Origin of the sequence: Adlercreutzia shanghongiae (assembly GCF_035830635.1) — a bacterium.
Classification (GTDB): domain Bacteria; phylum Actinomycetota; class Coriobacteriia; order Coriobacteriales; family Eggerthellaceae; genus Adlercreutzia; species Adlercreutzia shanghongiae.
This window is the reverse complement of record NZ_JAYMFI010000026.1, coordinates 14,903-40,764: the sequence shown is the minus strand read 5'-3', so window position 1 is coordinate 40,764 and position 25,862 is coordinate 14,903. Positions and strand designations below refer to the sequence as shown.

At 63.6% G+C, this 25,862-nt stretch carries 20 protein-coding genes; 10 read left to right on the top strand and 10 right to left on the bottom strand.

Annotated elements, in window-relative coordinates; all coding sequences use genetic code 11:
* Window positions 1-212: 212 nt before the first annotated feature.
* Together VJ923_RS10555 and VJ923_RS10550 are read left to right on the top strand one after the other, a co-directional pair.
* Window positions 213-1,166, top strand: a complete 954-nt coding sequence (locus VJ923_RS10555; RefSeq protein ID WP_326441265.1) for a hypothetical protein — start codon at window positions 213-215, stop codon at window positions 1,164-1,166.
* A 9-nt stretch (window positions 1,167-1,175) separates the two neighbouring features.
* Entirely contained in the window at window positions 1,176-3,131 is a 1,956-nt protein-coding gene (locus VJ923_RS10550) for a UvrD-helicase domain-containing protein (RefSeq protein WP_326441263.1), read from the top strand.
* 234 nt (window positions 3,132-3,365) lie between these two features.
* On the opposite strand, the gene VJ923_RS10545 is transcribed toward VJ923_RS10550, so the two are convergent.
* Window positions 3,366-4,061, bottom strand: a complete 696-nt coding sequence (locus VJ923_RS10545; protein WP_326441261.1) for a TorD/DmsD family molecular chaperone — start codon at window positions 4,059-4,061, stop codon at window positions 3,366-3,368.
* A 4-nt stretch (window positions 4,062-4,065) separates the two neighbouring features.
* Window positions 4,066-4,902, bottom strand: a complete 837-nt coding sequence (locus VJ923_RS10540; RefSeq protein ID WP_326441259.1) for a hypothetical protein — start codon at window positions 4,900-4,902, stop codon at window positions 4,066-4,068.
* 299 nt (window positions 4,903-5,201) lie between these two features.
* On the opposite strand from VJ923_RS10540, the gene VJ923_RS10535 reads away from it, so the two are divergent.
* The 5 genes from VJ923_RS10535 to VJ923_RS10515 all read left to right on the top strand — a co-directional run bounded on the left by VJ923_RS10535 (window position 5,202) and on the right by VJ923_RS10515 (window position 10,212).
* Window positions 5,202-5,717, top strand: coding sequence for a hypothetical protein (locus VJ923_RS10535; RefSeq protein ID WP_326441258.1), 516 nt, complete (start codon window positions 5,202-5,204; stop codon window positions 5,715-5,717).
* 206 nt (window positions 5,718-5,923) lie between these two features.
* Complete coding sequence (locus VJ923_RS10530; RefSeq protein WP_326441256.1) at window positions 5,924-7,729, top strand: helix-turn-helix transcriptional regulator; 1,806 nt, start codon at window positions 5,924-5,926, stop codon at window positions 7,727-7,729.
* 139 nt (window positions 7,730-7,868) lie between these two features.
* Window positions 7,869-9,188: an ATP-binding protein gene (locus VJ923_RS10525; protein ID WP_326441254.1), complete on the top strand. Its 1,320-nt coding sequence runs from the start codon at window positions 7,869-7,871 to the stop codon at window positions 9,186-9,188.
* A 9-nt stretch (window positions 9,189-9,197) separates the two neighbouring features.
* The gene (locus VJ923_RS10520; protein ID WP_326441252.1) at window positions 9,198-9,455 is read left to right on the top strand and encodes a hypothetical protein; all 258 of its coding nucleotides are present in this window, start codon (window positions 9,198-9,200) and stop codon (window positions 9,453-9,455) included.
* Between the two features lie 277 nt (window positions 9,456-9,732).
* Window positions 9,733-10,212, top strand: a complete 480-nt coding sequence (locus VJ923_RS10515) for a hypothetical protein (RefSeq protein ID WP_326441251.1) — start codon at window positions 9,733-9,735, stop codon at window positions 10,210-10,212.
* Between the two features lie 79 nt (window positions 10,213-10,291).
* Here VJ923_RS10515 and VJ923_RS10510 read toward each other — a convergent pair whose 3' ends face one another.
* From VJ923_RS10510 to VJ923_RS10500, 3 genes are read right to left on the bottom strand one after another with little or no spacing between them, the layout of a single operon-like run.
* Window positions 10,292-11,173: a sensor histidine kinase gene (locus VJ923_RS10510; RefSeq protein WP_326441249.1), complete on the bottom strand. Its 882-nt coding sequence runs from the start codon at window positions 11,171-11,173 to the stop codon at window positions 10,292-10,294.
* 45 nt (window positions 11,174-11,218) lie between these two features.
* Window positions 11,219-12,250: a hypothetical protein gene (locus VJ923_RS10505; RefSeq protein ID WP_326441247.1), complete on the bottom strand. Its 1,032-nt coding sequence runs from the start codon at window positions 12,248-12,250 to the stop codon at window positions 11,219-11,221.
* A complete protein-coding gene (locus VJ923_RS10500; protein WP_326441245.1) occupies window positions 12,243-13,199 on the bottom strand; it encodes an ATP-binding cassette domain-containing protein in 957 nt (318 codons plus the stop codon). Before VJ923_RS10500 ends, VJ923_RS10505 begins: the two co-directional genes overlap by 8 nt.
* A 130-nt stretch (window positions 13,200-13,329) precedes the next feature.
* On the opposite strand from VJ923_RS10500, the gene VJ923_RS10495 reads away from it, so the two are divergent.
* Both VJ923_RS10495 and VJ923_RS10490 read left to right on the top strand, forming a co-directional pair.
* A complete protein-coding gene (locus VJ923_RS10495) occupies window positions 13,330-14,154 on the top strand; it encodes a response regulator transcription factor (protein WP_326441243.1) in 825 nt (274 codons plus the stop codon).
* A gap of 205 nt (window positions 14,155-14,359) precedes the next feature.
* Window positions 14,360-16,414, top strand: coding sequence for a tetratricopeptide repeat protein (locus VJ923_RS10490; RefSeq protein ID WP_326441241.1), 2,055 nt, complete (start codon window positions 14,360-14,362; stop codon window positions 16,412-16,414).
* An 82-nt stretch (window positions 16,415-16,496) separates the two neighbouring features.
* On the opposite strand, the gene VJ923_RS10485 is transcribed toward VJ923_RS10490, so the two are convergent.
* From VJ923_RS10485 to VJ923_RS10465, 5 genes are all read right to left on the bottom strand, one after another.
* Window positions 16,497-18,587 carry a glutamine synthetase III family protein gene (locus tag VJ923_RS10485; protein ID WP_326441239.1) on the bottom strand — a complete coding sequence of 697 codons (2,091 nt, stop codon included), beginning with the start codon at window positions 18,585-18,587 and terminating at the stop codon, window positions 16,497-16,499.
* Window positions 18,588-19,128: 541 nt separating this feature from the next.
* Window positions 19,129-20,487, bottom strand: coding sequence for an MFS transporter (locus VJ923_RS10480; RefSeq protein ID WP_326441237.1), 1,359 nt, complete (start codon window positions 20,485-20,487; stop codon window positions 19,129-19,131).
* A 67-nt stretch (window positions 20,488-20,554) separates the two neighbouring features.
* Entirely contained in the window at window positions 20,555-21,484 is a 930-nt protein-coding gene (gene rhaD, locus VJ923_RS10475) for a rhamnulose-1-phosphate aldolase (protein ID WP_326441235.1), read from the bottom strand.
* Window positions 21,485-21,779: 295 nt separating this feature from the next.
* Entirely contained in the window at window positions 21,780-23,033 is a 1,254-nt protein-coding gene (locus VJ923_RS10470; protein ID WP_326441233.1) for an L-rhamnose isomerase, read from the bottom strand.
* A gap of 283 nt (window positions 23,034-23,316) precedes the next feature.
* Window positions 23,317-24,831, bottom strand: coding sequence for a rhamnulokinase (locus VJ923_RS10465; protein ID WP_326441230.1), 1,515 nt, complete (start codon window positions 24,829-24,831; stop codon window positions 23,317-23,319).
* Window positions 24,832-25,205: 374 nt separating this feature from the next.
* On the opposite strand from VJ923_RS10465, the gene VJ923_RS10460 reads away from it, so the two are divergent.
* Entirely contained in the window at window positions 25,206-25,670 is a 465-nt protein-coding gene (locus VJ923_RS10460) for a MarR family winged helix-turn-helix transcriptional regulator (RefSeq protein ID WP_326441228.1), read from the top strand.
* Window positions 25,671-25,862 lie beyond the last annotated feature (192 nt).

Sequence of the window (25,862 nt, the reverse complement as noted above, 5' to 3'; positions counted from 1 at the left end):
GAAATGATACGAAGCGGTTACATTCCGCAATCATAAGAGCAGGCCGATTTAGGCCCCAGCAATCATCCCCCTTGGTCATCTTTACGGGATGATTTCCCTGCTAGAACCCCTTCTATACTGGTTGGCGAAGAGGATAGGCGGCAGTTGTGCCCGCACCAGAGATGTGCCACGGGGGCACGATGCGGAAACTGCCAATCAGAAAGGAGAGACGGATGAGCAAGCCCCATCCTTCCTGCGCCCTGCTGCTCGATTTGGACGAGCGCATTGTAAGCAACGACCTTCGCCTGGAAATCGACCGCTGCTACTCTTACTTGGGAACGCCGGTCGTGCGCACCCATGAGGCGAGCGAGGGCGAGCCGGTCAACAGCATCCGCATGATGGTGCGCGTGGGAGCGCGCGAGTATCTGGATTCCTCTGTCGAGGGAGCCGATGCGCTGTGGAACGACTATATCGAACACTGGCTTTTGAACCAGGTTCACGCCGTGGACAATCAGATGAAGATTTTCAATCGCCGCCAGCGCGAGGAGAACAAGCCCGAGCTCATCTTCACTTGGCTCGAGATCGAGCTGCAGGGCGGCCGCCTCATGGTGCGCATGCGCCTCGATTCCTCCTGCGGCATCGACCCTAAGGAGAGCATTTGGGTGTCCCGCGTGCGCGAGGCCCTGAACGCCGGCGCGCTCGGCCAAGGCGTGGTGACCGTGACGTTGCCCTCCGAGGCCTCCTATAAAGAGCAGTACGCCGCGGGCATGGCGGCGCTGGCCGCCCGCAAACTGGCCGAGCAAGAGGCCGAGCGCGCCGCTGCCGAGGCCGCCGCTGAGGCTGCCGAGGCCGCTGAAGAAGCCGCCGAGGCCTCCTTCATGACCTCCCCGGCCCTGGTGGCCGAGGCCGAAGAGGCGGCCCTTGCGGCCAAGGAAGCCAGCGACATCGTCGTGAAGGCCCGCATTCAGAAGGATCTGGAGGCGGTCGAGCGCGGCGAGCTGGAGAAGACTCCCGAGCAGATCGTGGCCGAGCGCATCGCCGAAGAGGCGCACCTGGGCGAGGACATTCAGAAGAAGTACGCCCTGCCCGAGGCCGACTTCCCCCTCGCCTTCGACCAATGGACCGTCACCTACGCCGACGGCTCGACCCGCGATTTCGACGCCACCAGCGGCGTTCTGGCCGACTAGGAGGCAGCCATGACCGAGCTTGTGAACGAGATTGCCGCCTTCAGCGGCCGCATCGCCAAGGTAGCCGGACCGGTGCGCTCCGGCAAGACCGAGGCCCTTATTCGCCGCGCCGCCGCCTGCGTGGCCGAAGGCTGCGCTCCTGAGGACATCCTTATCGAGACCTCCACGGCCGAGGCCGCCCGCCTGGCGCGCCGCCGCCTGGCCGCCGCCCTGGAGGCGGCCGGCGTGGCCGATGCCAAAGCGGCCTCCGAAGCGGTGGTCATCGCCACGGCCCAGCAAATCTGCCTGGCCGTGCTGGAGACGCCTGAGGCCCGCGAGGCCACGGGACGCGCGCCCCGCGTGCTTACCCCCTTCGAGTACAACTTCTTCCTCGAGGACATGAAGACCCTGGGCACCCCCATCCGCCGCCTGCGCTCGGTGCTCAACCACTTCAAAGTCCAGTGGTGCGCCCTGGCCCCCGAAGACGAGTGGGTCACCCCCGGCGAAGAGCGTGAGACGCTCGACCATGCCCGTCGCCTGCTCACGACCACCGGCGCCATGCTCGCCGACGAGGCGGCCTACCTGTGCGGCACCTACCTGCAAAGCGACGCCGGCGCCTGCGCCCGCCAGCAGTTCGCCCACGTGCTGGCCGATGACTTCCAGAACCTTTCCCTCGCCCAGCAGACCTGTCTGTGCCTGCTCGCCCGCGACCAGGTCATCGTGGCCGGCAACAGCGACGAGACCGTGGCCTGCGCGACGGATTTCCCCGCACCCGAGGGCTTCGACACCTTCGACACGCTGCGCCGCGGCGTGACCACCTTTACCCTTGAGACGGCCTTCGGCAACCCTAACATCACCGACTTCTGTGACAGCGTTGCCGCCGCGGGCAACGAGAACGCCCTCACCGCCATGACGCGCGAGGGCGTTATCCGCGACATCGCCACGGTGAAGTGGAACACCCCCGACGACGAGTTCAACGGCGTAACCCGCTACCTGTTCGCCGTGAATGCCGAGAACCCCGAGGCCCCGCAGTCCGGCATCTGCCTGGTGGCGCCTACCAAGCAGTGGGCCCACGCCTTCTCCCAGATGCTCGTCAAGCGCGGCTTTGCCGTGTCCTCCTTAGGCTTCGAGCGCCTGACCGGCGATCCGCGCGACATGAGCCGTGCCCGTGCCCTTGTGGCCTACACTTCGCTGAACCTGCTTGCCGATCCAGAGGATCTGTTCGCCTGGCGCGCCTGGCTCGGCTTCGGCAACTACCTGACCTACTCCGATGGCTGGAATTTCCTCTTGAACTGGTGCGACGAGCATAAGAAGGGCATCTTCGACGCCCTGGAGGCTGCCAGCGCCGCCCGCGATGCGGGTGACGCCGAGCCCTTCCCCCGCGGCGAGCGTTTGGCCGAGCGCTACGACGCCGGCCGCGAGCTTATCGCCGCCCATAGCGCCCGTCGCGGCCATGCCCTGCTTGCCGCCGTCGGCGCCGAGGGCCTGCGCGATTTCGCCGCCCTTTCCGCCCGCATCGTGGGCGATGAGGACGCCGCCACGCTCTACGCCCTTATGCGCGAAACCCAGTTCAACCCCGTGCACGAGGACGATCCCCGCACTGTGCGCGTCAGCTCCTATGAGCAGATGTGCGGCTGCAGCTACCGTGCCGTGTACGCAGTGGGCTGCGTGGACGGCTACGTGCCGGCCCGCGACGCCTTCGAGGTGGTTTCCACCGACGCCGATCGGGCCCGCGTGCTTGAGGACAGCCGTCGCGCCTTCGTCGCCGGCGTGTCCAAGGCCTCAGACACGCTCATGTTCTCCACCTTCAGCAAAGCCCCACTGGAGCTGGCCGAGCGCACGAAGATGCAGGTCTCCCGCGTGCGCATGGAGGCCGGCGAGCGCATCGCCACTTTGCGCCCCACCTGCTTCCTTGAGCAGGCCGGTGCCGCCGCCCCCATCACGCTCGGCGGACAGGCCCTCCTCGCCGACATGGGCATCGACTAAGACGCAAGCCCCGCAACAACGCGAAAAGGCCTCATATGAGGCCTTTTCTTTTGCCCTTTTTCAGCACCCTTCCTCTGCCCAGCCCGTGCGCCGCCATCTCTTGTGCGGAAATCAACCGAACCTTGCGCGAGCCCAGAAACTGTCCCTAGATATGCGTCGACCCCGCTTAAAAGGGAGGGAAGCGGGGTCGAGCAAGGAGGGGAAAGAAGGGAGGGAGTTGGTAAATAAGGGCGCTTAGGCCTCCACGGAGTCGAGCAGCTCGCGCAAGACGGCCTCGTCTTCCTGAAGCGTGCCGAGCGTCAGCTGGCCCAGGCCCTGGTAGAAGAGCGTACGGGCGTGCATGCGCATGTCGGTCACCATCATGGGGACCCAGTTGAGCAGGTGGTTCTGCAAGAACTCGTAGGAGGTGCGCAGGTAGGCGACGGCCTCGTCCTCGGCGTCGTCGGAAAGGGCCTCGGCGGCGCGCAGGGCCATGCGCTGCATGAACTCGAGCTCCAAGGCGATATGATCTTCGGCCTCGTTCCAGTTGCCGCGCTTCAGCTCGTTCTCGCGCAGGGTGGCGAGCACCTCGGCGCGGGCCTCCTGCATGAGCAGGCGGCGCTCGGAGGTGTAGACCGACTCATAGGGGTACGCGGCCGAGTAACCGTTCACGCCGTGGCCAATGAACGTGCTCACGTAGTCGATGGCCAGCTCGGTCACCGAGTCGTCCCAGGCGCGCTTCAGATAGTCGTACAGCTGGTGATAGCCCTCGTCCACGGCGGCGTTGCCCGTGGCCTGGGGAAAGCGCATCTGGCGCAGCTCGCGCAGCGTATCCAGGTCCACTTCCTCGCGAAACAGCCGCGCCAGCATGCCGTAGGAACGGGCGCGGGTATTCATCAGCTCGACGAGGTCCACGTCCTCGGCGACGGCTACTTCTTCGATAACAGCCATGGCTCTAAGCCTCCTTACGATCTTTCAGCTCGGCGAGCATCGCGCGTCCCAACTCGGTCAGATTCCAGGCACCGTCGCCCCAGATGACGCAGTCGGTGGTCTCCAGAACGTCGATGAAATGCTGGCCGAAACGGCGCGGCGACTTGGTGATATCCATCTGGTCGGTCAGCTCCTCGATGGCCGCAAGCTTGCGGGGCGCCTCGGCGAGCGCCTCCATGACCGCCTCGTACACCTCGGCGTAGCGGGACTCGTCGGATTCCATCACGATAGAGCGGAAGTGCTTGCCGGACAGGTACTCCTCGCGCAGAGCCAGCGCCTCGGGGGTAGCGCGCCACACCGGGTCCACCGCTTCCTTGATCTCCAGATACGCCACGCCCTCCTCGGCGCTTTCCTGCTCTTCGGCAGTCTCGGGCATCTCCAGCACCAAGGCCCCGGCGCGCTCGAGCATGCGGCAAAGCGTCATGGGAGCGTACACCGACCAATTGTCGCGCTGCCACTGCTCCACCTTCTCGGAGATGACGCTGGAGGCGCAGCCGTTCTCGCACAGCCCGACAATGCCCAAGAGCACGGGGCGGCGGTTGGGGTTCCTCACGATGAGCGCCTGCAGGGCCGCTGTGACACTGCCCTGGCGCTCCGGGGAATACACCGGGTCGTGGTGCACCGTCTCCGGCATGTTGCGCATGGTGGGATAATCGATGGTGTCGTAGGGGTTCTCGTCGTCCATCCATTCCTGGTCGATTTCCGAGTTGTCCACCGCCAGCGGATCGAACTCGTCATCGAAGGCGAGGAGCTCGAGGGTGTCCTCGGCACTCGCGCCAGAACCCTGAAGCTGGTAGGCCATAAAGGTTCCTCTCTCGTTTCTCATCGCGGCCCTGCGCGCTGCGGGCTCTCTCGACCCGCCGCGGCCGTGCCGCTTCCTATCCTCTTCGCGTTCCATTCTAGGGAGCAGCCCGCCGACAAACTCATACGGCCAGGCCGTTCTTTAGGGAAAACGGCATCATCCTCCCGTGATGATTTGCGGGTATATCCGGGATGATTATGGCCTGCACCAGGGGTTTTTCCCTTGACCTTTCCCGTGTGCGCGTCATAATGGGCACTGCGTTGCGAATCTGCGGGGCGACCACGATTTAGGGAGCACTTATGACCAACGCAGCATTCGGCAAGAAGGTTCTTGCCATCGCGGTTCTGGCCTGCCTGTGCGCAGCCCTGATCGCTGTCCCGGCGTACGGCTTCTATTACGTGCACGACGACAGCGTGTCGGACGGATCGAAGGGTCTGGGGAGCTACGAGGTCTTCATGGTGGTCGACGAGACCGCCGTGGGAGGCGACGTGCACTCCGATTTGATGTTCGTTCCGGCGGGCAGCACGGCGGATGTTGTTCTCAACGAGGGCATCATCTCCAGCGAGAACCAGAACGGTCTGGACGCCATCCACAACTATGACGTTCAGTCGGTGGCCGACTACCTCGCCGCCAACGGCTACAACGCTGAGATCAGCGTTTTCGCTACCGGCGAGCAGCAGGCCTACAAGGACGCGGAGGGCGCTTACGCCGCCACGTCTCAGAACGTGAGCGAAGCCTACACCGCCCCTTCCAAGGGCGACGGCTCGACCGTTCTCGATCGCTACGACAACGTGGTGATCACGGTGACCAAGTAGGTCGCCACTAAGATGCAGGGCCATCGTCGACCAGCGGTGGCCCTGCGTGCGCAGTTGGCGCACGCCAAAGACAAGGCCGCTTGTCCCAAGCGGCACCTGGGGGAATACTTGACGCTAAGTCAGGGGGTATCTATAATCCGCTGACTTAGCGTTAAAGTGGCAGGCATTCTGGGAAAACGACAGGATTGCAGGCCGGAAGGGGGATCATGGGCTTTCAGGTTCCGCGCGTCACCATCAATATCGATTTCAAAGAGGGCACCTCTTTCGGCGAGTTGAGCCTCATATCCCTCGGCTACGGCCTGCATCAGGCCTGGATTTACAGCTCCATGTTCGACAAGGGCGGCATCTTCGGAACGGGCGGTCTTGAGGCCGGCCCCTTCAACGACCAGCTTTCGCTCGCCTATTTCGCCTCCATTCTCACCTACGGACTGCTGCTGCTCATCGCGAGCATTCTCGATACGAAGCTCGTGCGTTTCCTGCACGCCACGCCTACCTTGGTGATTTCGGCCCTGCTCGGCGCTGCGGGAACGCTGCTTTTGCTCTTGCCTGGCAACTCGGTGGTCGACGCGGGGATGCTGCAGCTGCTTTCCGGCGTGCTCACGGGCGTGGGCTCTTCGGTGCTGCTCCTTGCCTGGGGCATCGCCTTCTCAAGGCGCGACTCGGCTTCCATCATTATCAACGGGGCCATCTCCATCGCCATCGGCTTTGGCATATACGGCTTGGTGCTGCACCAGATTCCCTTCCCCTGGGGCGGCGCGGCCAGCGCCCTCATCCCTTTCGCGGAAGTGGCTCTGCTTCTTATCCTGCGCCGTCATGTGAGCCTCGATTTCGACAATCGCCAACTCATCTTCCAGCCTTTGCCCATCAACCACGCCCGCTTCGTCCTGCGCTTCGGGCTGCCGGTGTTCTTCTTGGGCGTCGCTTTGGGTATCATGCGCCAAACCTCCATCGAGACCGTCCTGCCCGGCGCGGCCTTCGATGACCAAGCGCTGCTCTTTGTTACCGCCTGCTGCGCCACCGTGCTCATCATGGTGACGTTCTTGGCCCTGGGCGGCGACGAGCGCTGGCACACGTTCTTCCGCCCGCTCATCCCCTTTATCGCGGTGACGGCCGTGTTCATCCCCTTCACCGCGGGCGCATCGTCGTTCTGGGGCACCTCCGTCGTGCTTGTCGGCTACATGTCCTTCGAAGCGCTCATGTGGATCTTCTTCTCCGAGCTCTCCCAGCGCTTCCGCCTCTCTCCCATCTTCGTGTTCGGACTTGGGCGCGGAACCATGGCCCTAGCGGCCCTGGGCGGCTCTACCTTGCCGCTGTTCTCGGGCGCCTTCGCGCTCCCGGCCGGATTCGGCGAGATGGGCATTGTGCTCATCGTGCTCGTCGCCATGATGGTCGCCTACGCCCTGCTTCCCGATGAGCGCGAAATGGCCTCCATCGTGCTTGTGGGTCCCAAGAAGATCGACGCGACGCAAGCCGCTTCGCGCACGCCTCTCATCGTCGTAAACGAGGGCGATGTCGCCTCGTCTGCGCCGGCCGTCAGCGAGCCGCAGCGCGAGAGCGCCCCGATGCAAGCCTCCGTAAGCGAAGCAATCGAGAGCCCCGAGCGCAGCGACGGCAACGCGCCCAGCGAATCGGATGACACTGAGCAAGCGCTGGAAGAAACGATGGCGGAGGCTCCGGCTCAAGCCGCCTCCGCGGCCCGCCAGGCCATGGATTTCTCGCGCTCCATCTTCGCCGAAGAGGCCGCCGATACCGCGCCCGTCATAGATGACACCCCCGCCAGCCGCGGTCGCTTCCGCGAGCGCTGCGAGGTCGTCGCCAACACCTACCTGCTGTCCCGCCGCGAGAGCGAGGTCATGTACTACCTGGCCCGCGGCTACAAATCGTCGTTCATCCAGCAGCAGCTCTATATTTCCGAGGGCACGGCGAAAACCCACATCCGCCACATCTACCGCAAGCTGAACATCCACAGCCAGCAAGACCTCATCCACCTCATCGACGAAGTGGAGCTGTAAACACTTCGGCCCATCCCTCCGCGGTAGCTAGCCTAGGGCCTCCGTCACTCCCTACAAGTAGAAATTTTGTTATCATCCGAACATTTTTTCCGGAAAAAATGTTAGACTAGCGACATTATTTCTACTTAGGAGCTTACTGATGCAGCGTAAAATCACCTCAGCCCTCTCCCAATGGAAAGATTCCCCAAGACGCAAACCGCTCGTTTTGCAGGGCGCTCGACAAGTGGGAAAAACCTATTCGGTGCTGGATTTCGCCAACGAGGCCTTCGACAATCTCGTCTACATCGACTTTTCTGCCCAGCAAAATTACGCGTGCATCTTCGAAGGGGATATCACGCCGAGCGCACTTCTGCCGCAAATCGAAGTCTTAGAGCATGCGGAGATCTCGCCTGAACACACTCTTATCTTCTTCGACGAAATACAGGCATGCCCGCGTGCCCTCACCTCGCTTAAGTATTTCTGCGAGCGTGCGCCGGAATACCACGTAATCGCCGCCGGTAGCTTGTTAGGCGTCGCCCTCGGTCGCGAGGAATACTCCTTCCCTGTGGGGAAAGTAGACACCCTTGAAATGCATCCGCTTGACTTCGAGGAGTTTCTCTGGGCCATAGGCGAAAAGCAACTCGTCGACCTCATCACCTTCGCCTATCGAAGCAACGCCCCGCTGGGCCTTCACGAACACGCCTTGGAGCTGTACCGCTCCTATCTCCTTGTGGGTGGCATGCCCGAAGCGGTAGCAGCGCACGTCTCCGGCGCCGACTTTAACGAAGTGCGTGGCATTCAACGCGCTTTAACCGACGCCTACCTCGCCGATATGACCAAATACGCCTCGCCCATCGACTCTTCGAAGATTCTCAATGTGTGGCGCAGCATACCCGAGCAGCTGGCGAAAGAAAACCACAAATTCCAGTACGCGACCATAGCCTCATCAGCGCGCGCCCATCAATACGAAGCTCCCATTAATTGGCTTCACGCGGCAGGACTCGTGTCGTTTTGCTATCGCGTCAGCGAAGGCACGACACCGTTGCAAGCTTTTGCCCAACGCGATTTCTTTAAGCTCTATCTACTTGATACGGGGCTCCTCGGAGCACTTCAGGGGATAGAGGCCACCGACCTAATCCCTAACGCGGGAAAGGGTGCGCGTTTGCGAGGAGGCATAGCTGAAAACTACTTGATGCAGCAACTTGTCGCTTGCGGCCTGGAGCCTTTCTACTGGGGAACGACGAGCAAATCAGAGGTTGATTTCATCGTGCAAATTGGCGGAAACGCCCTTCCTCTTGAGGTTAAATCGGGAAAGAACGTCGGCGCGCGAAGCCTCGAAGCCTACCGAAAAGCCTACAAACCACCTCTTGTCTATCGTTTCTCAACGAAAGGTTTTGGGCTCGAAGCAGGCATCCGAAGCGTCCCACTTTATGCCGCTTTCTGCCTTGGACTCGAAGAGATATCGAAAAAGGAAGGCTAAGGGAGCCCCATGAGAGAGGCGGCCCAGGAGAAGGGCTGGTGCCTCAAGGCTTCCTCTATCACCGAGCTGGCTGAAGTTACGGGGCTTACGGCGCTCCCCGAGACCGTGACCGAACACGATGGCTTCATGGCCACCGGCTCCGATCCCGACTTTTTCAAAGACCCGGCGTTCCTCCAGCCCATCGAGAGCGACTCCCGCTCGGGCCTTTCTCAATCTTCGGGCCGTATCGCAGCACGAACCATGGTGAATTACCTGAACGAGGCGTAAACCCTGCAAGCCCACCCTGCGCAAGAGGAAGGCGCAAAGCGGCTTCCTCTTTTTTACCCAGCAAGTAGCGGGCACGCCGCTATCGCCGAAACCTCTCGTTTCGCACGCTTTCCGCCAGCCGGCCGTTGATGGCGCATTTGTGTCGATGGCGAATTCAACCTTGATTCAACGACTCATCAAAAGTATTATTAGATTCTATTAATACTTTTCAACCCAAAGAGAAAGGAGAAGTATGGCCTGTTCATTCCGCTATTTCCTACTTAAACGCTGCCAAGGTTTGACCGGTTTAAACACAACGAGCACGAAGAAGTTCTTCGCCGCCGCCGAGGATGCGCACCCTGAGGCGTTCGAGCCGCTTCTTCTTCTGGCTATCTGCGATGGGCGCGAAGACTACCTGCTCAGACGCGCAGAAGGCACAAAAGCAGCGGTGATTTTCAACCAGTTCATCAACGACTGGCAAGCATCGGGCCGTCCGCTCGAGGTGTATCTGGGAACCCTCCCCGACCAGGACCGCTTCAAAACCGTCCTCATTGAGTGGCGCACCGACTCGTCGCGCCTGGCCGCCGATCGCAAGATTTTGAAGTACGTTTCCACGGCCTTCAGCGACCTGCTCTCCGACAAGAACATGACCCGTGCCGAGGCCTGCCGTATCGCCAACTTGAACAAAGGCAACTTCTACGCCTTCCTGAAGGGCGATACCTCTAAGATCAGCCGCAAGACGGCCATGAACGCCTACCGGGAAATCGCAGCACTGTAGTTTAGAGAGCTGCAAAAACATGCGGGGGCTCGGCGTCAACCGAGCCCCCGCACGCGTCCTGCCTCCAGCACCTGCCGCGCTAGCTCACGTCAGGAAAACCAAGGGCGATAGCCAGCTCGCTTCCATTGATTGCCGCCGAGACTTCGATGCCCTGCGCCTTCGCAAGGCTCGCTACCACGGCAAGCCCCAGCCCCGTGCCGCCTTGGGCGCGGGCCACGTCGGCACGGTAGAAGCGCTCGAACAAGCGGCCGACATCGATGGCGTCGGGTTCGGCCACAGTGTTGGAAAACACGAGCTGCCGACCGTTCTGCGCCATGGCGGGCGCCGCGCTGCCGTAGCGCAGAGCGTTGCTGACGAGGTTCTCGAAGATGCGCTTGAGGGCCTCCTGGTCGGCCTCAACCGTAAAGGCCTCGTCGCAAAAGCGCACCTCGGGTTCCCAGCCGCGCTCCTCAAAGGCAGGAAACTGGCCGGTGAGCACCTCGGCGAGCACGGGCAGGACCGCAACGGGCCGCAGATCGAAATCGGCGGCGGGGTCATTGGCCCGCGCATAGGCGAACAAGGCATTCAGCAGTCTTTCCATGTCGCCCAGGCGCGTGCGGGCCTCCTCTAGATAATAGGTGCGCCGCGCGGCATCAGGCTCGTCGGCGGCCAGTGCCACATAGCCCGACGCGCCCATGAGCGGTGTGCGAACGTCGTGAGACAAACTCGCCAGGTCACGCTGGAACTGCCGTCGCTCAGACGCCGCCCTCTGGCGCTCGTCGTCCGCCGCGTCTAACGCCTCGTTCACGGCTCGCGCCATGGCGGCGAAACCCGGGCCGGGCATCTCGGTGGTCATGCGGCTGTTCGACTGCGCATCGTGCGTGCGCAGCCACGTCGCCATGCGCCCGAGTTCGCGCCCATACAGCACCAGCACGACAAACGCGCACAGCGCCAAGCCGCCGAAGCACACCGCCAATGTCATAGCCTCGTCCTTTCCCGTCTTCCTCGCAGCACGTCCCCCGGCCGCCTACACATCGCGACGGCGCAGCACTGAAAGCGCCAGCACCGCGCTCGCCGTTACCCAGAACGCACCGACAAGAGCGACTTGCGCGCCCACGGGGATGGCCCACACGGCCCCTTCCGCGGGCAGCAGCAAGGAGGTCGCCGGCAGCGCCAGGTCGTGGTTCATGCACGTAGACAGCAACCAGGGCTGCACCGCCGCCAACGCCGGCACGGCCGCACCGAGGTTCTGCAGCAAGCCTCCCGCCACGGTGCCCGCAATGCCCGTGGCCACCACGAGCGCGAAGGCGACACCTGCTTGGGCGCTGCGCGTGAGCCACACGAGCACCGCCGTCAGGCAGCCGTAGGCCGCAAGGCACAGCCAGCTCAAGCCGAGGAACACCAGCAGCTCAGCCGCTCCGTCAAGCGCGGCAAAGGTGAACCCGGCCGCTGTGAACGCCGCCAGGCTAAGCACGCATCCCACCGCAAGGAAGTACAGGGCCACCACGGCCACCAGCACCAGGCGGCCCCCATAGTAGGCCACCCGTCCACGCCGATCCATGGGCAGGTTCCGCACGAACTTCGTGGAGAAGTCGCTCGCAAGCAGCAACGCCACCACCACGGACACCAACGCGCCGAGGAATCCCCCGCTCACAAGCATGTCGCCGAACATAAACGTAGGTGCTTCAATAGTGCGCATCTCGCGCGAGGTCTCCTCGAAGTCGGCGGCAGACAAACTCGAGGGGTCCCCGAATTCCAGCAGCGCCTCGAAGCTGGCGCTACCGCCGACGGTGGCGCCGTCGTCTTCGCCCTCGCCGCCCTCTGCGGCGGCCTCGGCCATCTCGCGCGCAGCCTCGTCGGCCGCGGCGTCCAGCTCGTCGGCCTCCCCCACCGTCACCGTGGCGCTCATCTGCGCCGCATCGCAGAGGAACTGCGGGTCGGACACCCAGTGCATCATCGCCGCGCACAGCACGATGCACCCGGCCAGCACCGCCGTGGCCACCCAGAGCATCTTGCCGTGCACAAGCCGGTACACATCGGATTTCAACAGGTTAAACATGGGATGCGCCCCCTTCCATCAGCTCGACGAAGTAGTCCTCGATATCGCGGTGGTCCTGGGTAAACTCCAGCACCACCTGTTCGTTGTCGCGCAGCGCCTGGGCTACGGCCGCGGCATCGCAATCGCCCGATATCGCCAGCGAGCCGTCGGGCTCGGCCCGAAACGTCAGCGCGGGAAACGCCTCTTGCAGAAGAGCCAGAGCACAGGCGGTATCGGCCGTGCGCACGCGCAGGCTGCTACCGCACTCGGCCGCCACCTCGGCGGCACTCATCTGACGCACGAGGCGCCCTTCGGCAATCACACCGTAACGCGTGACCATGCGATCGAGCTGGTCGAGCACATGCGAGCTCACCACCACGGTAATGCCCAGACTCTGGTTCAGACGCACAATAAGGTTGCGCATGGCGCGCGTGGCCTCGGGATCGAGCCCGTTGAAGGGCTCATCCAAAAGCAGCACGTCGGGATTGCCCAGAAGCGCCAGGGCAAGCCCCAGCCGCTGCTTCATCCCGAGGGAGAAGCCGCGCACCTTCCGCGAGCCCGCGCCGGCAAGCCCCACCAGGCGCAGCGTCTCCTCGCAGCGGGCCGGCGCATCCACAATGCCCCAGGCCAGCGCCTTTGCCATAAGATTACGATAGGCCGAAAGCCCGGGCAGAAGCCCCGGCTCCTCGATGAGCACGCCGATGCGGCGCGCCCCCTCCCCCTTGCCGCGGGGCGCCGACGCGCCCGTCGACGCAGGCGCCTCTCCGTCGGCCTCGCACCCGAACAGCACCACCTCGCCGGCCGTGGGCGCCACATCGCCGCAGATCATCTTCATTACCGTGGACTTGCCGGCGCCGTTTCTCCCCACGAACCCGTAGATGTCGCCCGGCTGCACCGTCATGGCGAAATCGTCCACCACTCGTCGACCACCATATACTTTGGTGAGTCCGCGCGTCTCTATCGCGTACACGATGCGCTCCTCTCGCCCGATCGTCTCACGTTGTGCTCCTCTCGTGTCGGGTATACCTTATCGTTAGCGCATCCCAGTGTGGGCAGAAACGTTGAAGGAACTTCTGCCGAAGCATTAAGAAAGTTTGAAGATGGCGCCGCGACCCGCGCGGGCGTATTATGCTGGCCCCATGGCAACGTCGCTGAACATACTCGTCATCGAGGACGACCCCTCCATCAACGAAGTGGTCTGCACCCACCTGGAGCGCTTGGGCCACCGCTGCACGGCCGCCTTCTCGGGAACGGAGGGGCTGCTGCGGCTCGATGAGGCTGCGCGCAGCACGCCGTTCAGCCTGGTCATCACCGACCTCATGCTGCCGGGCGCCGCCGGCGAGAACGTCGTGGAGGCCATCCGTCGCACCGATGCCGAGCAGCCCATCATCGTCATCTCGGCGCGCATCACCCCCGCTGACAAGACCATGCTCCTGCGCCTGGGCGCCGACGACTACCTCACCAAGCCCTTCGACTTAGACGAGCTGACCGCCCGCATCGAGGTGCAGATGCGCCACCGCGCGAGCAGGCCGTGCCGCCCGAACGCGCCCGGTGCCTCGCGTGCGGAAAACGCGGACGCGCAATACGGCCCTGCGCCCGACGAGACGCTCGGCAACCCCACACGTTCGGCTCTCCTCACCTTCCGCACCTGGGAGCTCGACCCCGAGGGGCGCACCTTCCGCGCGGCCGGCGCCGAGGTGGCTCTCACGCGCACCGAGTTCAACATCCTGGAGCTGCTCATGAGGCGCCCGTCGAAGGTGTTCACCAAGCAGGAGCTCTTCGAGCTGGCCTGGGGCGAGCCCTATTCCGTGGAGGACTCCACCGTGAACGTGCACGTGTCGAACTTGCGCCGCAAGCTGAAGCCCACCGGCACCGACGGCTACTTGCAAACTGTCTGGGGCATGGGCTACAAACTGCAGAAATAAGCGCGAGGAGGGAGGCGGCCGCCTCATTGATGACCAAAATGCTTAGATTTGTTATTGACCAGAGCGCCGCTTAGTCAACAAGAGCGCCAAAAGCCCTGGATGCCTATGATGGTCTGGCAATTTCTCCTAAGTTGAGGTGGTGAAACTTCAGGCGCTGTGAGACAATGGCAAAACTTGTTCGACGACCCCGGTGAAAGGTCCCACCGTGTTTGATTTCTTCCGCAAGAAGGGCAACAACTCCGACGATTCCGCCGATTCCAATGCGCCGCAGAGCTCCGAAGGCGCCGCGGTCGGCCGCACCACGCGCGACGTGCTGACGGAGTTCACCGCCACACCACTTCCCGACGCCATCGACGGACTGCTGTTCCGCGTCTCTATGGCCGATCCCGCCGACCCGGCCTCATCGTCGGGCTTCGACGCCTACGCCGCGCGCCTGCTGTCGGATGCCGAAGCGCCCAATCTGCGCGCTATCGCCGTCGAGCACCCGGTGGAGCTGCGCCGCCTGAACACCACAGGGCTGTTCTGGTCCATCTTCGACGACAGTACCATCTCCGCTGGCAACCGCAGCACCATCTTGCGCATCGAGTCCGTCCTCGATCGTTTGGCCCTTATCTCGAAGTCTCTGGAAGGTGACGAGGGCACGGCCTACGTGAGCGCCACCACCGAGGGCGCCTGCAGCGAGCTGGATTGGCAGGTGCTGCGCTCTATCGCCAACGACGCGAACGAGTACCTGACCGCCGCCGACCGCGACAACAAGCTGGACACCCAGTACGGCACCACGGGCACCCGCGGCGGCAACTGGGACCTTTCCACCCGCTTCGCCTCCGCATGCGAGGCCATGGTGCTCCCCTTCCGTCTGGAATACCGCTTTGCCTGCGACTCTCACAGCGGCACCATCATCGCCGACATATCGCTGCCCACCCCCGATGTGTTCCCGAAATCGCGCTTCAACGCCGCGACGGGCCAGTGGGCCGACTGTACCGCCCAGCGTCCGGCCGCTGCCGCCGCCTACGCGCTGCGCCTGGCCGCGCTCATCGCCTCTGCCGCCTTCGGCGCGTCTGTGGGCGTGACCCGCGTCGTTGTGAACGGGAAGGAGGGCTCCATCGCCGGCGCCACGGTGCTGTCGCTGGAGTTCGGCCGCATTCCCTTCACCATGGGCGCTATGACGAAAATCCGCAGCGGCGAGTTCGCCGCGCCGGCCACGGAATGCGACCCGGCGGCGCTTTTCGACATGCTGCATCTGGCCCAGTTCGCCGCGAACATCGACGATGCCGGCATCATGCAGCCCGTCGACCCGCTGGACGTCAGCCTTACCGTGCCCTACACCCCCGTAGCCGACGACGACCGTCCGCTGCCTGACGATTTGCGCGCGCTGCTGCATGCCGACACGGTGCGCGAGCTGGATGTCATGAGCGAGCAGGATGCCGATTTGGCCGCCCGCTACCGCGCCATCATGGAGGAAAAGGACGACTCGCTGCTTCTGGCCGTGGCACAGCTGGAGGACATCGTAGCCGAGACGGACAAGCTGGCCTTGGGCGAGGTAGAGCTCGATGAGCTGGCCAAGCCGTCCGAATCGCGCCGCATCCTCTACTGCGAGAACGTCTTCGCCCGCTACCTCACAAGCCTCGTGGAAAGCGACCCGTCGGTGCGCTACGCGCGCGCCTCGGACATCGGCCAGGCGGCCCGCTCCTCGCTGTCGCGCATTTACCGCGACATGGGCGATTTGGACGCCGCCGAGGCCCAGGCCCGCATCTGCATCGATCTGGCCCCCACGAGCGCACCGGCCTACAACGACCTCATCACCTGCTTCGCCGAGGGCGACCACTACGACAAAATCGTCGAGGTGGCCAAGGAAGCCCTGCGCGTGGCCGTCACAGGCAACGACATCTCCTACGTGTACTACCGCCTCGCCTTCGCCTACTGGCAGACCGGCCGCTTGAACGAGGCCCTGGCCTGCTACCTGCGCGTGCCGGAATCGAGCCCCATGGGCGAAGCCGCTCTGCGCGAGCGCAACGACCTGGTCAGCGAGATGGGCAACAACGTGCCGGGCAACGAGTGGGACCCCACGGCTTGCCTGCGCACCGCCGGCGTGCCGCTCGCGCCGCTCGATGACGTCATGGAAGTGGTGGGCCGCGCCCTCATCGAGCTGTGCGACGCCAACATGCCGCTCGCCGCCGCCCCGCTGGCAAGCCTCGTGGCGAGCACCCAGCGCAACGACGTCCTCCACGCGGTGGCCGCCAGCCTCCGCAACGGGGTGTAATCTCGCGATTCAATATACCCTTTGATGCAAAGCGAGCCCGCCGAAGCGGGCTCGCTTTATGCTTGCAACGTTTCTTCCGCGCCTAGGCGTAAAACAGGATCTCGTTATACGTGGGCACGGGCCACGCCTCGCGCTCGACGATGATCTCCATCTCGTCCACGGCGGCGCGCAGCGCATCCATCACCGGCACGATCTCGTGCGCGTTCATGTTCGCGCGCTCCTGCTGGTCGACCACCTCGCGGGAGGCGTGGTGCAGCTCGTTCAGCTTCTCTAGCTGGATGTTGATCTCAGCGGCGCCGGACACGAGCCGACGCAGCTTCTCCTCCATGAACGAGGTGTCGCCGTCAGGCAGCACCTCCTTGATGGCCGTGATGCCGTGGGCCAACTTGGCCGCGTAGCGGTTGATGGCCGGCAGGTAGTCGCGGCGCACCAGGCGCTTCATCACCCGGCACTCGATGTTCATGATCTTGTTGTACTTCTCCAGCTTCACCTCGTAGCGGCTGCGCACCTCGGTCTCGGTGAGCACGCCGAACTCGGCGAACAGCTCGATGGACTTCTGATCCACCAGGCAGGGCAGCGCATCGGCCGTGGTGCGGTGGTTCGCAAGACCCCGACGGGCGGCCTCTTCCTCCCACTCGTGAGCGTAGCCGTCGCCGTTGAAGATGATGCGGTCGTGATCGCGCAGGGTGCGCTTCACGTAGTCGATGGCGGCCGCCTCGAAGTCGTCGCCGGTCTTCCCCTCCATGGCGTCGGCGAAGCCCTTGAGCGATTTCGCCATGGCCGTGTTCAGCACCATGTTCACATCCGACAGGTTCTGCGCCGAACCGGGCATGCGGAACTCGAACTTGTTGCCGGTGAAGGCGAAGGGGCTCGTGCGGTTGCGGTCGGTGTTGTCCTTGATGAAGTTGGGCAGCACGTCCACGCCGAGGTCCATGGACACGCGCTCGGCCGACGAATAGTCGTGCTCGTCCACGAGCGCGTCCACGATGGCACCCAGCTCGTCGCCGAGGAACATGGACACGATGGCCGGCGGGGCCTCGTTGGCGCCCAGGCGATGATCGTTGCCGGCGCTGGCGGCCGACATGCGCAAAAGCTCCTGGTACTCGTCCACCGCCTCGATCACGCAGGTGAGGAACACCAGAAAGCGCAGGTTCTGCATGGGGTTCTCGCCCGGGTCGAACAGGTTCTTGCCGTCGGCGGAAATGGACCAGTTGTTGTGCTTGCCCGAGCCGTTGATGAACTCGAAGGGCTTCTCGTGCTGCAGGCACACCAGCCCGTAGTGGCTGGCCAGAAGCTTCATCTTCTCCATGGTGAGCAGGTTCTCGTCCACGCCGCGGTTCGTCTCGGCGAAGATGGGCGCCAGCTCGTGCTGGGCCGGGGCCACCTCGTTGTGCTTCGTGCGGGCCGACACGCCGAGCGCCCACAGCTCGTCGTCGAGCTCCTTCATGAACTCGTTCACCGACGGGCGGATGGCACCGAAGTAGTGCTCTTCCAATTCCTGGCCCTTGCAGGGGGAATAGCCGAAGAGCGTGCGGCCGGTGAGCATGAGGTCGAGGCGCTGCTCGTAGTCCTTCTCGGAGATGAGGAAGTACTCCTGCTCGGCGCCGAGCGTGGTGGTCACGCGCTCGCCGGTCTCGCCGAACAGGGCCAGCACGCGCTTTGCCTGGCGCTCGATGGCCTTCATGGACCGCAAAAGCGGCGTCTTCTTGTCCAGCGCCTCGCCGGTGTAGCTGCAGAAGGCGGTGGGAATGCAGAGCACCTCGTCCTTGATGAAGGCGTAGGAGGTGGGGTCCCACGCCGTGTAGCCGCGGGCCTCGAAGGTGGCGCGCAGGCCGCCGGAGGGGAAGCTGGAGGCGTCGGGCTCGCCCTGGATGAGCTCCTTGCCCGAGAAGGTCATGATGGCGCGGCCGTCGGGCGTGGGGTCGATGAAGCTGTCGTGCTTCTCGGAGGTGATGCCCGTCAGCGGCTGGAACCAGTGCGTGAAGTGCGTGGCGCCCTTCTCGATGGCCCACTCCTTCATGGCGTGCGCCACCACGTTGGCCACGTCGATGTCGAGCGGCTCGCCGCCCTTGATGGTGCGCATGAGCTGCTTGTAGGTGGCAGATGGCAGGCGCTCCTGCATCGTGTGCTCGTTGAACACCATAGATCCGTAGATATCGGTCACTTTCGACATAACGGCTTCGCTCCTCACTCGGGCCGATGATCGGAATAAGATACCACGACGCGGCCGCTCCTCCGCCGATGATCGGGCGTTTACCAAATTAAAGGCGCATTGTGTCGGGAAGGTTTCCGGCCGAGAAAAAGAGGCGACCCTATTCCAGATGAAGTCGATAACCGAAGTGGCGCCCCGGGCACGAACCGCATTCTCCTCGAGCGGGCTTTTTTGCAGAGAAAAGTGCGATTGTGCGAGTTCGAACGTTCTTTTTCGGGGCTTCGTGCAACAAAAAGTGCGATTGTGCGAGTTCGAACGTTCTTTTTCGGGGCTTCGTGCAACAAAAAGTGCGAGTGTGCGAGTTTTTCAAGACTCAAAACTCGCACAATCGCACTTTTTGTTGCACGAAGCCCCGAAAAAGAACGTTCGAACTCGCACAATCGCACTTTTTTCTGCATCATCGGGCAAAAAAATGAAAACGGCCCCCGCCGGAGCAGGGGCCGCCGATGAAGAAGGAGCCACCGGCCGCGTCGCAAATCCAATCGATGCGCTTGCCGCAGCGCTAGTCGATATGCTTGCCGTAGCGCTCCTCGGTGATCTCGTCCAGGGTGCGGCCCTGGGTGTTGGGGCACCACACCACGCCCACCACGAGCGACACCAAAAGGAAGCCGCACATGATGATGCCAGCTGTCACGAAGCCCGCGGGCGTTTCCACGCCAAGGCCCGCCACCGCCACGAGCGACCAGATGCCGAGCACGCCGCGCACCAGGAAGAACATGATGCCTTGCACGCCGCCGCGGTACAGCGTCGGGAACAGTTCCGTGGACCACAGCGCGTAGAAGCACTGGGCCGAGAAGCCGGCCGAGATGCCCCACAGCGCCACGAACACCCACAGAAGCCAGCCCCAGCTGTCGGCCGCGCCGGCCTTAAGCTGCATGCCGAAGAACACCATGACCACCCAGGCCGCGAGCGCCATCACGGCCGTGGCCGCGAAAAGAATGCGGTGCGGAATCTTGTCGCCGAACTTCGAGAAGATGGCGAGCGAGCCCACCGCCGTGAGCACCCACATGACCGCCTGCAGAAGCGAGATGGTGGTGTCGTCCAAATGCCCGGCCGCCGCGTACATGTAGGGCATGAACTGGCCCATGGTGCCGGCCACGATGTTCCAGGTCAGGTACACCGCCACCAGGAACACGATGGACTTCACGTTCACGGAGTTCGTAAGCGCACGGCGCATCATCTGGACGAACGTGTCGCGCGGCGCGCCGGCCTGCTGCTTTTCCGTCCAGTCCTTCGACTCCTCCAGCTTGCGCTGCAAGTTCCACGCCACGAGCGCTACCACGAACAGGATGAGGAACAGAAGCCTCATGCCGAACAGGCCGTCGAAGGGCCCGTAGGTGCCCGCGGGCAGAAGCGCGCCGTCCGCCCCGAAGGTGGGGAACACGAACGAGAACAAAAGCGCGATGAGGAAGATGACCGCCGGGCCGCAGGACCAGGCGAACTGGCTGATGCCGATGTTGGCGGCGCGGCTTGTGGAGGACGACATCTCCGAGATGTAGCTCCACGACGACGGCACGCCGGCGCCCACCGACAGGCCCGAGATGACGATGCCCGCACACAGCATGGGCAGGTTCACCGCGCACATGATGAGGAACACGCCGGTGGCGTACACGAGCAGGTTGTAGGTGTAGATGAACTTGCGCCCGAAGCGGTCGGCCAGAAAGCCGCCGATGAGCGCGCCCACCGCCGCGCCGAAGGCGTTCGCGCCCACGGCGCCCAAGATGGACACCCACACGTTGCTGAAGTTGAAGGCGATGGCCCATGCGGCCAGCGCAACCGACGAGGCCACAATGCAGCCCGAGTCGAGGAAGTTGGTGAGGGAGACCGCAATGGTGCCCTTTTTCTCTTGTGACAGTGCCATAACCCTTGGTTACCTTTCTTGGTTGATGCCCTGCGTGGGCGGTCTTCAGCCCGCCCGCAAACCGCGCCTAATCGTTTTCCAAAGCCACGGGGAAGCCGAGCATGGCCTCGTTCACCTTGATGCCGAACTCGCGGCCGATGGCACGCAGGCCCTCGTCGGTGATAGTGTTCAAAAACTCGTCGGAGCCGCCGTTGATGGCGCGGGCGCGCACGTAGATGTCGGCGGCCTTCTCCACGGTGTGCATGAGTCCGAAGGTGGTGTCGAAATCGGGGCCGGCCGCGAACAGGCCGTGCTGCGCCCAGATGACGGCGTCGAAGGTTTCCATCATAGCCGCCGTCTCACGCGCGATGTCGGCGCCGCCCGGCACCATCCAGGGCACCACGCCCACGCCGGCCGGGAACACCACCACGCACTCGGTCATGGCCTTCCACAGCGCCCGGGTGAAGGTGCGCGATTCCAGGGGCAGCACGAAGGTCATGGCAATGACGTTGTTGGGATGCGCATGGTAGAGCACCCGCGACGCGCCATCGGTGGCGCGCATGCGCACGGCATGGCACATGAAGTGGCTCGGGAACTCGGAGGTGGGCTTGCCGCCGTCGGTGAGGCCCCATACGATACGCCAGGCGTCGCCTTCGGGGTTGATCTCCACGATGCCGATGTTATGGGCCGGATCGCCCGCCACGTTGCGCATGTAGCGGCCCGAGCCGGTGGTCAGGAAGAAGGCCCTGCCCAGGTCAGCCGCCTGCACTCCCATGGGCGCCCATGGGCCGGGCTCGGGATTGAAGAAGGGGCGGGCGGCCGCCACGTCCTCGTCGCGCATGCGGTAGGTGAGGTTGCCGCCGTTGCGCTCGTGCCAGCCCTGGCCCCAGCCGTCGTCGCACAGGCGCACGAAGCCGCGCACGAAGCCGAGCTGCTCCACCGCCACGCCCGACACCGCCCCGCGGGCCGTATCGAAGCCCTGCGAGAGTATCTCCTGTGCTTGATCTAAAAATGCCATATCTTTACTCCTTGTTTGAAACTCTCCGGGGGCGGAACCGCCGGGTACCTTGATTCGCTCAGACAGTCCTCGCTTTGTGAAACAGCCCACTGGGCTGTTTCAGTCGCTGCGGAACTCGCTCGGTCAAGGCACCCGCCGTTTCCGCTTCACTCAACCATGGTTGAGCAGGCGGGGGACAGGAGGTGTGCCTCCACGCGCAGTTCCGCAGCGAACGGAACAGTCCAGTGGACTGTTCCGCCGAGCGAGGACTGTCTGAGCATGGAGGTATGCCTCCTGGCCCCCGCCGGACAAAGCCCTACTGGCGCTGGGGCAGCACCTTGGCTTCGTAGGCGGCTACTTCGGCGAAAAGGCCACCGTCGAGCGGGCAACCCTGGCGGCGGCAGTACTCGTCCCACACGGCGCCGAAGGGCATCGACTTCGCCTGCTCGCCGAGAATCATCTTCTCGGTGAACTGGTAGGTGTCCTGCAGCTCCTTCAGGCGGGCGGCCGGCTGCAGCAGCGCGTACAGCAGGCTCTTCTCCATGGCGCGCGTGCCCGTGGCCCAGGCACCCACGCGGTTGATGGAGGCGTCGAAGAAGTCCAGGCCGATGATGACCTTCTCCCAAGCGCCGGGGGCATGGGCGATTTCCATGGCCATCTCCTTGGTGGGGTCATCAAACAGAATCACATGGTCGGAGTCCCAGCGCACGGGACGGGTCACGTGCAGCGGCACTTTGTCGAAGAACAGCAGCAGCGCCGAAAGCTTGTCGGCCACGTTCTCCGTCGGATGGAAATGGCCCAGATCCAGCAGGTCGTACACCCCCGGGTGCGTGGCGGCATAGGCCAGGTAGAACTCGTTGGAGCCCACGGTCATGGACTCAAGGCCGATGCCGAACACCTTCGACTCGCAGCAGTCGATGACGCGGTCGTACTTCTCGGCATAAATCTCGTCGAGCGAGTCGCGCAGACGCTCGCGCAGGCCAAAACGGTCGGCGGGCACGTCCTTCAAGCCGTCGGGAATCCAGATGTTGCACAACGTCTGGTCGTCGAGCGCCTCGGCAATCTGCTGGGAGATCTTGCGGCAGGCCTTGCAGTGGCGGATCCAGAAGTCGCGCGTGGCCTTATCGGGCGAGGACAGCGACAGCTCGTTGTTCATCATGGGATGACCGAAGATGGTGGGATTGAAGTCGATGCCGAAGCCGTGCTCACGCGCCCATATCACCCAGGGCTCGAAGTGCTTGTACTCCAGCGCGTCGCGGTCGACCCAAGGGTTCTCGTCGGTAAATACGGCATAAGAGGCGTGCAGGTTGATGCGCTTGGCACCGGGCACGAGCGCCATGGCGGCCTCGAAGTCGGCGGTGAGCTCCTCGAAGGTGCGGGCGCGACCCGGGTAATCGCCGGTGGCCTGAATGCCACCGGACAGGCCGCCCTCCTGGTCGAAGCCGAGCACATCATCGCCCTGCCAGCAGTGCACGGAAATCGGCTTGGCGGCCAGCTTTTCCATGACAGCCTCGGTGTCGATACCGAGGGCGGCGTACTCCTCGCGGGCCAAATCGTACATAGTAGTCATCAGGCTTCCTTTCTGTTGCTTCCGTTGCTTGGTTCGTTCTGTCGGGCTGGATCCATTAATTCGGTTGCCGTGCCAAGAAACTACTCGTTCGTGCAGAAAAGTCGAGATATATAGACACTCGTTGAACGTTCCTGCATATTTCTCGACTTATATAGGCTTTTCCGCATTCTTTCGCGTCCTCCTTTGTCTATATATCTCGACTTTTCTGCATTTCAACATCACTTTCTGTCACCGATCAAGCGCAAGCCGCCACGCGCGAGCATGTCGGATGCAGGGAATCGCATCACGGCTCCACCTTCTGCACGTCGAAGGATTCCGCAATGGCGGCGCGCACGGCTCTTAAATGCGGAAACACGCCGTCGGCGAGCATCTGCACCGCCAGGTTGCCCAGCGCCGTGCCCTCCACGGGACCGGCGTACACCGGCAGCCCGCACAACTCGGCGGTGCGGCGGTTCAGGTGGTCGTCACGGCAGCCGCCGCCCACGATGTTGACGGAGGCGTAGCCGTGGCCCGCGAGCGCCGTGAGCCCCTCGACGGCGTCGCGATAGCAGCGCGCCAGGCTCTCGTACACGCAGAGCATGAGCTCGCCCAGCGTCTCGGGCACCGGCTGGCCCGACTCCTCGCACGCCGCGCAGATCTCCTCGATCATGGAGTCAGGCGCCAGGAATCGGTCGTCGTTCACGTTCACGATGGACGCCACCACCCCGGCGGCCTCGGCCTCGTCGGCAGCCTTGATGAGATCAGGAAAATCGATCTCATGCCCCAGGCCCTCCACACGCATGTACTGGTGCAGGCGCCCCTTGCGGATGGCCTTCTCGTCCACCACGTAGGTGATGCCGTTCAACTCGCGGCGGATGGACTGGATCATCCACAAGCCCATGATGTTCTTCAGGAAGCGATAGCGGAAATGGTAGCCGCCCTCATTGGTGAAGTTCGCGCGGAAGGCGCCTTCCGCGCAGATGGGGCTGCGGTTCTCGACGCCCAGCAGGCTCCATGTGCCCGACGACAGGAACACCGCCGGCGGCTCGCACGCGGGCACGGCCAGATATGCACTGCCGGTGTCGTGGGTGGCCGGCAACACCACGCGGGTGTCATACCCGATGGCCTGGGCCACCTCGGGCCGCACGGGACCCAGGCACGCGCCGGCGTGGGTCACGTTCGGGAACAGCCGCCGCGGGATGCCGAAGGCTTCCATCACCGTCTCGTCCCAGGCGCCGGTTTCCGCGTTCAACAGCCCCGTGGTGGACGCGTTGGTGTATTCCACAGCCTTCACGCCTGTGAGCAGGAAGTTCAGGTAGTCGGGAATCATCAGGAACGCATCGGCTGTCTCCAGCTGCTCGGGGTTTTCCCGCTGCAGGGCCAGGAGCTGATAGATTGTATTGAAGGGCTGGCGCTGAATGCCAGTGCGGCGGTACAGCTCCTCGGGAGCCATGATGGCGTCGGCCACCTCGTACATGCCGCCCGTGCGCGCATCGCGATAGGCCACCGCATCGCCCACCAGGTTGTCCTCGGCATCGAGCAGCACGAAATCGACGCCCCAGGTATCGATGCCCACCGACTTGGGCGCAAAGCCCTCGTCCCTGCAGCGGGCCAATCCGCGCACGAGCTCGCTGGAAAGCAGCTCCAAGTCCCAGCAGTCGTGGCCGCCCCGGCGCACCTGACGGTTGTCGAACCGGTGCACCTCCTCAAGTCGGATGCGGCCGTCCTCCACATAGCCCACGACCACGCGCCCCGACGAGGCCCCGATATCCACGGCCGCGTAGCAGTCGGCTCTCACACCAAGCGCTTCCTGCGCCATATCCCATTCCTATCTATGAGAGTATTTCTCAGCGTTGAACGGGGGAAATACTCAATCGACGAACAATGCGCCGCACAGTGTAACAGCTGTTTGCTCCACGCGAGCCCACACTCCAAAAGAGGTGCGCGGCTGTAACAAATCAACAACAATGACCTCATGGGTAAGGAACAAAGTCACGCACGTCCGCCCTGTCGCTTCGCCGCAGTCGAGCACCTCCTCTGCGAAGCGTCACGCAGCCGCGAGCCGTCGCCCTGCGGCGCCAGTGGCGGACAATATGTCAACTTTGGCGAACAACGGACCTTCCGGGCCCCTGGAAGCGGTATGATCGCCTTGACAAATCCGCTCAACTCTGTACCGCCCGAAAGGAAGGGACCATGCCCCAGAAGCACCGGCACCGCGAATACATCGGGTACCGCGTGTACTCCACCCAGCGCGCCCTGTACCGCAGCCTGGAAATGGGCCTGGCCCCCTTCAACCTGACTCCCGGCCAATGGAACGCCTTAAACCAGCTGGAGGAGCACGGCGCCATGACCCAAAAGCAGCTGGCCGAGCGCCTGCAGAAGGAGCCCGCCACCATCGCGCGCTCCATCGAGCGGCTCGTGCAGCGCGGCCTGGTGAAGCGCACGCCGAGCCCCAGCGACCGCCGCGCCAACATCGTGGAGGTAACGCCAGCGGCCTCAAGCCTGCTCTCCGAGATTGAGCCTGCCGTCACCCGCCGCCACGAGCAGATTGCCGAGGGCATTTCCGAAAGCGATCTGGACACTTTCTTCGACGTACTGGAACAGGTGGAGGCAAACGCCCAGCGGCTGCTCGCCGAGCACGGTCAGCGGCGCGCCTAGGCCCGCCCGAAGCGGCTCCTCCCCTCGCGGGCCCGCCGAGCCCCAGCCAGCACCTTCTTGCATGCGCCCTACGGGGCGCTTCTTTCTTTTCCCACCCCCTTGCAATATTTGTTACAGGTGTTACTATTGCAACATCAATAGTTGCATAGCTAATTATTGGTTAGCTAACAACTTGCGAGAGAGAAGAAGAGG